We start from the raw sequence: 7,426 nt of genomic DNA, 5'->3' as shown, positions 1-7,426 counted from the left end.
GAGCCTGGTGAGCAGGTAGCCCGCTACATTCTTTTCGACTTTGACCTTGCCCGTTTGCAGCTCGTAAGCAAACTTATTGACCTCCTGCACTAGATCGGCCGAGTTCATAATCTGGTTGACAACATCAACCCGCTTGATATTCCACTTCTCCAGTAGTAGCCGGGCGTTCTGGTATTGGGCATCTGATACACCCCCCAGAGGCGTGCCCGCTTTGGCGGCTCCATCCTTCATTGGCAGAACGATGGCCAGTGGCTGTGCCTTAACGGTAAAAGTGATGCTATTGAAGCTACGGCCCCGCTTTTGGAGGGTATAACTTATCTCTAAATCCGTGTGCTGATTAATTTGCTTGACTGATTCATCCAGCACGAAGCGTTTAAAATCAGATAGCCGTTCAAACTTTTCGTTCCCCTTGTCATCAACCAAAGTCAGCATTCTCTTGAACTCGTCTATGCTAAAGGTTTGAGTTTCCCCTTTGTCCTTCCACTGGCTACATAGGGCATAAATTCGCTTGGCATACTTGCTACTTAGGCGCAGAGCTGCATAAAGTTGAAAAGAGGTGAAATTGTCTTTTAGGTCAAACAGGTAAGGCTTAATCGGGTTGGTAAATTCTATCTCAATCCGACCCTCACCAATCATATACTCAACCCGTTGGAACATCCAGAGTTGTTTATAACTCTTGGCGGTTGAGACTTCAAACATACGGCTACCCATTTCCTCAGTAGCCTTTCGGAGGTAGCCGTACTTGTATTCTTTCCCCGTCATGGCCGACAGGTCTTTTACCACAATCTCATAAACTCCGTCCGTCTTGTCCTTTTTAAGTATCGAAAGTAGGTACAAGAATATGTCTAATTGTAATTCTGAGTACTCATAACGGGCCGTCGTGATAGCATTATGTTGGCGGACTTCCAATGCTTGATTCATAGTCAGTTGAATTAATACGGCTCTTCTTGTTCATAATGCAAAGAACGATAGTGAATTTCTATACTCGTTTAAATCACTCGTTTTTCACGGATCAAAACTCGTTTTTTCACGGATCAAAACTCGTTTTTCACGGATCAAAACTCGTTTTTCACGGATCAAAACTCGTTTTTCACGGATCAAAACTCGTTTTTCCCTATATAATAGGATAACAAATAGAACAAAGCTTTCAAATAACACAAAGATTGTGTTGTCAAAAAAAACGGCATTTAGGGAGCTTACGCCAGAGTAAGTACAAAAGGGGAAGAAAAACAGAAAAAAACAAAAACACCAAAAACCAATGAGGCAGGGGGGCGACAACTAAGACTTTAGTTATATTTGTTTCACGATTTGTATTATTCTAATAAAATAACCCTACCTTAATTTATCCATATCCTACCTCTCTGCTGCTGTATTCTCCCTTCTTTCCTTGACTAGCTGTTCTATCCCCACTTGGTTACTGTATCAATGCTGGCCAGGTATGAGTTGGAAATCTATTTCCCCTATTCTACCTTCCCCTCGATGAACGTAAGCCATCCGGTAGCGTAGCGCGAAGCGGTCTTATTTAAGAGCGAGACGGAACGCTATTCCCCTACGGGTCATACCGTTCTTCTCGCCCTACGGGATTAGTAATCAACTGGTTACGATTACTAATTATACGGATAGTTAGTACAATTTGTGTACTTTTTTAGTAACTAACTGATAGTCAATTAGTATTTGTATAATTCATTACTACATGAGCGACCGTAAAAGCTTATCTGTCAGCGCAGGCACTCACCAGCAGTTAGAGCGGTTAGGCACCAAGTTTGGCCTATCCCATAAAGATTTGATTGGGGTTATGGCGCAGTATTTCACTGTTACCAAGACTGATCCCCGCGACACAAAGGCCGACGTGCCCGACGTGGCTCTAAAAAAACTGACCGAGAAAGTAGACACGTTAGATAAACGCATGATTGGATTTATCCGGGAGCAGGAGAAGGAACTACTAAAGCCTATCCTGTCCGAAGTGAAGGCCATGCGCACCCAGATTGGGCAAGGTTCAGGCAGTACCGGCATCACCTCTGAGCAGTTGGAGGAGCAGTTAACCAGTGTGGTGGAAGCGGTTCAAACCCTGATGCGGCTCTCGTTCCGCACCGCTTTGGTGGATAATGCCCTGCGCCCGGAATACAAACAGCAGACCGATGAGCTAATCAAGCAGCAGAACAAGCCCACTAAGCGATGATGACCAAGATAGGGGCAGGCACTGGGGGCAGTTGTGGAGGACTCGTCGAGTACTTGGAGAAAGAGCAGGCCGGGCTATGGTTCGGCCACAACCGGGAGCAGCTCGCTGGCCACGAAGTGGTAGCTGAGATTGACCACAACAAGCGCAACTTAGGCCGGGAAGATGCTAAGTACTACCAAGTGATTTTAGCCCCTTCACAGGCCGAATTAGCCCATATCGGCAGTGACCCCCAGAAGCTACAGGCGTTTACCCGCGCCACGATGGAACAGTATGCAGTCAATTTTGGAAAGGGGATAGAGAGTAAAGATTTGGTGTGGTTTGCCAAGATCGAGCACAGCCGCAGCTTCGACCACACCGACCGGGCGGTACAATTGGGCGAACAGCAGAAGGGCGTAGCCAAGACCGGTGATCAAACCCACATTCACGTAATTGTCAGCCGCACGGAGAACTTGCGGGAGTATGTAGAAGGGAAGAGAAACGAGCTGCACCAACGCAAGAACCCCTACCACCTGAGCCCCCTGACCAACCATAAAGCCACGACCAAAGGGCCGGTAGTAGGCGGTTTTGAGCGCAATAGCTTTAGCCAGCGCACCGAGCAGACGTTTGACCAGGCGTTCAGCTATGAGCGTTCGTTAACCGAATCATTTCGGTTTTTGCACTGCATGAAGTACGGCGACGAGCAGGCCAAAGGGGAGATGCAGCGACAGGCCACCGAGCAGGCCCAAAAACGCGCTCAGAGCCACGAACAGGGCCAACGGGTAGAAATGTACCAGCAACCCGGTAAAACGCCCGAAAATGAGCCTACCGACGATTTGCGGGCTGTTTTGAGCAAAGCCTACCAGCAGAAGGACGTAAACGAGTTAACCGCAGCACTGGCCACCGCGCAGGCCGAGCGAGAACGGCAGCGAGTGGCACAGGAACAGAAGGCCGAAGAAGCCCGTAAACAGGCCATAGAGGCTGCCAAAGTAGCCGAGCAACAGAAGATAGCCCAACAACAGAAAATCGAACAGAAACCCGAAAACGCCCCCCGAATCAGCCGGGGGTTAGGCCGATGAACGAGAATAGGTTTTTACGAAATCTAAACCAGCCGAGTACCCAGAGTCAGGCAGTCGAACCAACACCGCCCCAGCCGGTGCGTCGAAGTGAGGGTACTCCAACCGACTACGACCCGATCAAACGCCTGACGGACGAATTAAGCCGCCACAGTCGGGCTATCGAGGGACTAAACACCCGGATTGACCGCCTGGAGCAGAGGCCCAGAGCCGCGACCCAAGCTGAGTTACAAACCTTGCTGCACCAGGCCCGCGAAGGCGTCAGTGTCACCATTGACAGCGAAGCGATAGCCCGGTTAGTGCTGCCTGAATTGAAAAAGGGACTGCCTACCTCAACCGAGATAAAAGCCGCCGCCGATGCCGCCGCCAGCGTGATCACAGCGGCGGGAAACACCGCAGCCGCTCAGATCGACCGAGCGGGATCAGAGGCTGTCGAGCGCATCCGGTGGGTTAGCCAGGGAAAGGCCGATGCTTTCGCCAGTCGGATTGGATTCACTTCATGGCAGGCCGCAACCGTCGTATTTGCCGGGTTCGCCCTGCTGATCGTAGGGGTTAGTTTATTAAACCGGGAGCGCGAAACGGCCTTATCACAGGCCAGATCGGAAACACAGGCAGTGCGAGAATTTACAGACTGGGTAAAGACCCAGCCGACGGGGAAACGGCTGTATGATCGCTATTATAACCCTTAAATAGCAGCGCCATTGTTATGTGAATATATAAAACTCACAGCCCACCATAGTGGTTGCTCAACGTGTAAATCCGCTTTTCTGGACAAGGAAGCTTAAAAGTAGTAGGAGAGATTTAAAGACCAAACTCGATTATACTGAGGAACGAATTTGATCAAAGTAGGAATTCCCGTTGTGGGATCAGGCGCAGTAACGTCTTCACGTATTTTTCTCAGTCCATAATAATACCGAGCATCACTTACCAAGTGCTTGCCAAGCCGACAGCCCAAACCACCAACTAAACCTGCATCTATCTTGGCCATATTTTGCACTGATAATGCTTGATTTTTTTGGGAAGCAAAGTAATTACGCCCTGATAGGAAATAGCCTACTTGCCCACCTATTTCTATAAATATTCGTTCTCCTTTTGGTTGAAATCGGCTTATTATTGGCAAGGTCAAATAATTAAATTCAGAGATATTGAAGTCATTTCCTGAGAGTCCGGAAGTTTTAGCTGTACCCCCTTGTCGCGCATATTTTAATTCATAGGCCAGGCTAAATCTTGATGAGAATCGCTGTTCCATCGTAACACCTACATTGTACTGCCATAACAGTCCTGTAGTGCTTTTCACTAATGGAGTATTTATTTGACCAGCATTAGTTCCTCCAACTAAGCCAAATCGAAACATGCTGATTGATTGAGCCTGACAAATAAAAGACCCAGTCAACCAGCATATAACGCATAGAATGAGTTGATTTATTTTCATAACGCTTATTGCAAGATAACCCGGATGGGTTCGATAGTATCCGGTTTATCGGAATTATACATGCCTCGTAAGTAGTAAGTGCCTCTGGGCAAGGTATGAACATCAATATCAACGCTTAAACCCGATTTGACTGCCGAGTCTGAATAATATCCTTTCACTTCTTTTTCTTTGACAGTGCCATTTTTCTCATCGGAAAGGCGAAGTATATCTGGTAACTTCTCAGGATCGTAATTCTTATCAAAAAAAACGGTCACTTGATCTGTCGTTGGGTTTTGCGCTACCCGGAAACCACCGCAACTATTGATAAAAAACGTCCGCGACGACCCGCCAGTACCGCTACAGCCATTTTGAGTTACACCCATTTGAAGCACAAAACCACCTCCGGCCGAGCCGGCTCCAATATTGGCATTTGGGCCATAAGAATAAAAATAGCTCACGTTGCTACTACCATAAGGAATGGACCAATTATAGCTGTAACCTGACAAAGAAAGATCAGGAACTGATACAAAGTTGTAATAGCTTCCACTGCACATTGAAGAGCCGGGGTCAGAGCCTCCACTGCGCGTGAAGGTGATGTCGCTACTGCCGGGTATTCCTACATACACTGAAGCGGCATCACCCTGAAGATTATTACAATCCGGAATGATGGCATACGCCCGAACTGTTCCGAATGAATTGTATTGAACAGTTACACTACTATTAGTGGTACTGCTAGCCGTGTAAGCACTACCTCCATTGACCGTAACACCGCCTGTTGTCTGCCAAACTATATTGATCGGTTTTGTACCTTGAAAGCTGTAGCTACTCGATACAGAGAAGGTAGCAGAATTGCCCGAATTACACAATGTTGGGGTGGCAGTGAAAGAAAGAACGGGCGGCTTTTGTTTAATGTAAATTCTGGCAGTGAAACCAGATACACCTTGCCAACCAACATCAATGTAACCGTCCTGCTTGTTTGGATCCAAGTGAAGCCTTTTGTCTATTGTAGTTGATCCATTAGTTACGTAAAAATTTGAGGTAGTGCTCACCGCCATTTCGTAGAAATTCGTACCATCTGACTTGGGCGGAATCGAAATAACAACAGAATCCTTTCCACACTCAATATATGCTGTTTGACCATTAGAATAGTCATTACCGTCAACCCTGACTACAGGTTGTCCGAGAGCCACACCTACATTCACCGTTACAAGAACACCCAAAAAGTACAAGAACGTTTTCATAGTGTATCGTAAATTTAGTTGCCATATTGATTTTTGTTGAACACAGGCCAGATCGGAGACATAGGTCGTGCGAGAATTCACCGATTGGGTGAATACCCAGCCAAGCACTTTCATAGACCCACCCCTGACGAGTTAGTGTACGCAAAGCCGCCTCGCGGATAAGTTAAAAAACGACTGCTAGCGATGTAATTATAGGCAGGCATGCTGGCTTTACCAACTGAGAAGAACAATTAAGTTTTTGTTAATTAGGTGCTTACATCAATGCCAAGCTGCGATAGGACTCTTACCTCGGTAAAGTACTATAATGGTCGGCCCACCGGAGCGAACGAAGCGTAGTACTTTTTTGAGGCGTGTTTTATATTAAATGTTATGTTAAGGGAATTTAGCAAGAAAGCAGCCATCCTGACAGGATGGCTGCTTTCTTGCTAAAATACAATGAGGCTGCTTATCCCCTTTCCAATCAAGAAGCCAGGGTATGGCCACAATTATCAAGAGCATGGTGGCCAGCTTGCTACTCGCGCAGCGCATGTACTTAGCCAGAATGGGTAAAACAAAGCTCAGTTGACAAAGTATCGACTTAAATCATTTAGCCAATACCGAAATATAGTTTTAGTATTACTGCTTGAATATCAGCTATACATATAATGGAAAACGGTATCACTGAAACGAATAACGACAATACAGGGAAGAAGAAAGGCCGCCCGGAGCGAACAGACAAGGCTGATCCGTGGTCTGTCCGGGTTGACATTGAAACCCGGCGGATTATTGCCAAAGCGGCCAGCCGGGAAGGGAAAACACTGGAGGAGTTCTTTGGGACGACTCTGCGCGAATACTGCCAGGACTTACTGCTCAAACCCCAAAATCAGGCGCTTACCCGTCAGGATAATCTAGATCCAGCCAAGTTTGTAAGCGTGGACGACTTCGATCATTTCAAGAAGGAGATCCTGACAGCCATCCAGCAGACCCAAAGTCCAGGCTTATTGGCAGGTGTACGCCGGTTTCTGTTCGGTGCCGTAAAGTAGCCCATTGGGTGACACACTACTTACGCTGTTTCGCGGCTTCAACAGCTAAGACCTCTTGTAAAGTCATGTAAGACCCTTTGTGGTTAGCCCAGTGTTCGCCGGATTCCTTCATTTCCTGTTCGGTCATGCCGTTTTTAATGACGGCTACCAGTTTGGGCGTTGGCGATTGAGCCGCTTTTTTATTCGGGTTTTTGGGTGTTTTGAGCATAACGTTCTCGTTCTTTTCGATTCGCGGGCCGACAACTGATAGGCCGAATTTGACCATTTCTAACTACAAAAGCAACGTACAAGATCCGATTTAGATTGCTTCGAGCGACGACCTTATAGCGTTGTTCTCCCTGATCGTCTACCCGGTCTGGCAGCGGTGCAAATGCTGGATCTGAAAACAAGCTTTCTACTTCGTCAGTCGTATTGGCTCTTATCGGATAATCATCCATGATGTGGCCTTTATTGCCTGCATCCCACTGAAAATCAGGCATCTATTTAATGGCCTTTTCTTGCCCTTTTGGTTCCTTTAAGCC

General features: G+C 47.1%; 9 protein-coding genes. 4 read left to right on the top strand and 5 right to left on the bottom strand.

Annotated features, from left to right (window positions below):
• Positions 1 to 921: replication initiation protein (locus F7231_RS26985; protein WP_166694339.1), on the bottom strand; the 921-nt coding region annotated here is incomplete at its 3' end.
• Between the two features lie 772 nt (positions 922 to 1,693).
• On the opposite strand from F7231_RS26985, the gene F7231_RS26980 reads away from it, so the two are divergent.
• From F7231_RS26980 to F7231_RS26970, 3 genes are all read left to right on the top strand, one after another.
• Positions 1,694 to 2,179, top strand: a complete 486-nt coding sequence (locus F7231_RS26980) for a BfmA/BtgA family mobilization protein (RefSeq protein WP_166694338.1) — start codon at positions 1,694 to 1,696, stop codon at positions 2,177 to 2,179.
• Positions 2,176 to 3,234, top strand: coding sequence for a DUF5712 family protein (locus F7231_RS26975; protein WP_166694337.1), 1,059 nt, complete (start codon positions 2,176 to 2,178; stop codon positions 3,232 to 3,234). The genes F7231_RS26980 and F7231_RS26975 overlap by 4 nt, the downstream gene beginning before the upstream one ends.
• Before the next feature lie 77 nt (positions 3,235 to 3,311).
• Positions 3,312 to 3,920, top strand: coding sequence for a hypothetical protein (locus F7231_RS26970; protein WP_310589400.1), 609 nt, complete (start codon positions 3,312 to 3,314; stop codon positions 3,918 to 3,920).
• Between the two features lie 92 nt (positions 3,921 to 4,012).
• On the opposite strand, the gene F7231_RS26965 is transcribed toward F7231_RS26970, so the two are convergent.
• Together F7231_RS26965 and F7231_RS26960 are read right to left on the bottom strand one after the other, a co-directional pair.
• Complete coding sequence (locus tag F7231_RS26965) at positions 4,013 to 4,663, bottom strand: porin family protein (RefSeq protein WP_166694335.1); 651 nt, start codon at positions 4,661 to 4,663, stop codon at positions 4,013 to 4,015.
• A gap of 5 nt (positions 4,664 to 4,668) precedes the next feature.
• Positions 4,669 to 5,883 (bottom strand): hypothetical protein, encoded by a 1,215-nt coding sequence (locus F7231_RS26960; RefSeq protein ID WP_166694334.1) that lies wholly within the window; start codon positions 5,881 to 5,883, stop codon positions 4,669 to 4,671.
• A 644-nt stretch (positions 5,884 to 6,527) separates the two neighbouring features.
• Between F7231_RS26960 and F7231_RS26955 the strand changes: the two genes are divergently transcribed.
• Positions 6,528 to 6,905 carry a hypothetical protein gene (locus F7231_RS26955; protein WP_166694333.1) on the top strand — a complete coding sequence of 126 codons (378 nt, stop codon included), beginning with the start codon at positions 6,528 to 6,530 and terminating at the stop codon, positions 6,903 to 6,905.
• A 16-nt stretch (positions 6,906 to 6,921) separates the two neighbouring features.
• Here F7231_RS26955 and F7231_RS26950 read toward each other — a convergent pair whose 3' ends face one another.
• Positions 6,922 to 7,113 carry a hypothetical protein gene (locus F7231_RS26950; RefSeq protein ID WP_166694332.1) on the bottom strand — a complete coding sequence of 64 codons (192 nt, stop codon included), beginning with the start codon at positions 7,111 to 7,113 and terminating at the stop codon, positions 6,922 to 6,924.
• Entirely contained in the window at positions 7,085 to 7,342 is a 258-nt protein-coding gene (locus F7231_RS26945; RefSeq protein WP_229370427.1) for a BrnT family toxin, read from the bottom strand. Before F7231_RS26945 ends, F7231_RS26950 begins: the two co-directional genes overlap by 29 nt.
• Between the last annotated feature and the right edge of the window lie 84 nt (positions 7,343 to 7,426).

The sequence above is a fragment of the Fibrivirga algicola genome (assembly GCF_011742925.1).
In the GTDB taxonomy this organism is placed as follows: Bacteria; Bacteroidota; Bacteroidia; order Cytophagales; family Spirosomataceae; genus Fibrella; species Fibrella algicola.
Note: the sequence above shows the minus strand (reverse complement) of the source record. Positions and strands in the feature narration are given on the sequence as shown.

Coding starts and splice junctions, on each gene's coding strand:
- F7231_RS26965 (WP_166694335.1), bottom strand. CDS start 4,663: ATGAAAATAAATCAACTCATTCTATGCGTTATATGCTGGTTGACTGGG.
- F7231_RS26945 (WP_229370427.1), bottom strand. CDS start 7,342: ATGGATGATTATCCGATAAGAGCCAATACGACTGACGAAGTAGAAAGC.
- F7231_RS26950 (WP_166694332.1), bottom strand. CDS start 7,113: ATGCTCAAAACACCCAAAAACCCGAATAAAAAAGCGGCTCAATCGCCA.
- F7231_RS26980 (WP_166694338.1), top strand. CDS start 1,694: ATGAGCGACCGTAAAAGCTTATCTGTCAGCGCAGGCACTCACCAGCAG.
- F7231_RS26955 (WP_166694333.1), top strand. CDS start 6,528: ATGGAAAACGGTATCACTGAAACGAATAACGACAATACAGGGAAGAAG.
- F7231_RS26960 (WP_166694334.1), bottom strand. CDS start 5,883: ATGAAAACGTTCTTGTACTTTTTGGGTGTTCTTGTAACGGTGAATGTA.
- F7231_RS26975 (WP_166694337.1), top strand. CDS start 2,176: ATGATGACCAAGATAGGGGCAGGCACTGGGGGCAGTTGTGGAGGACTC.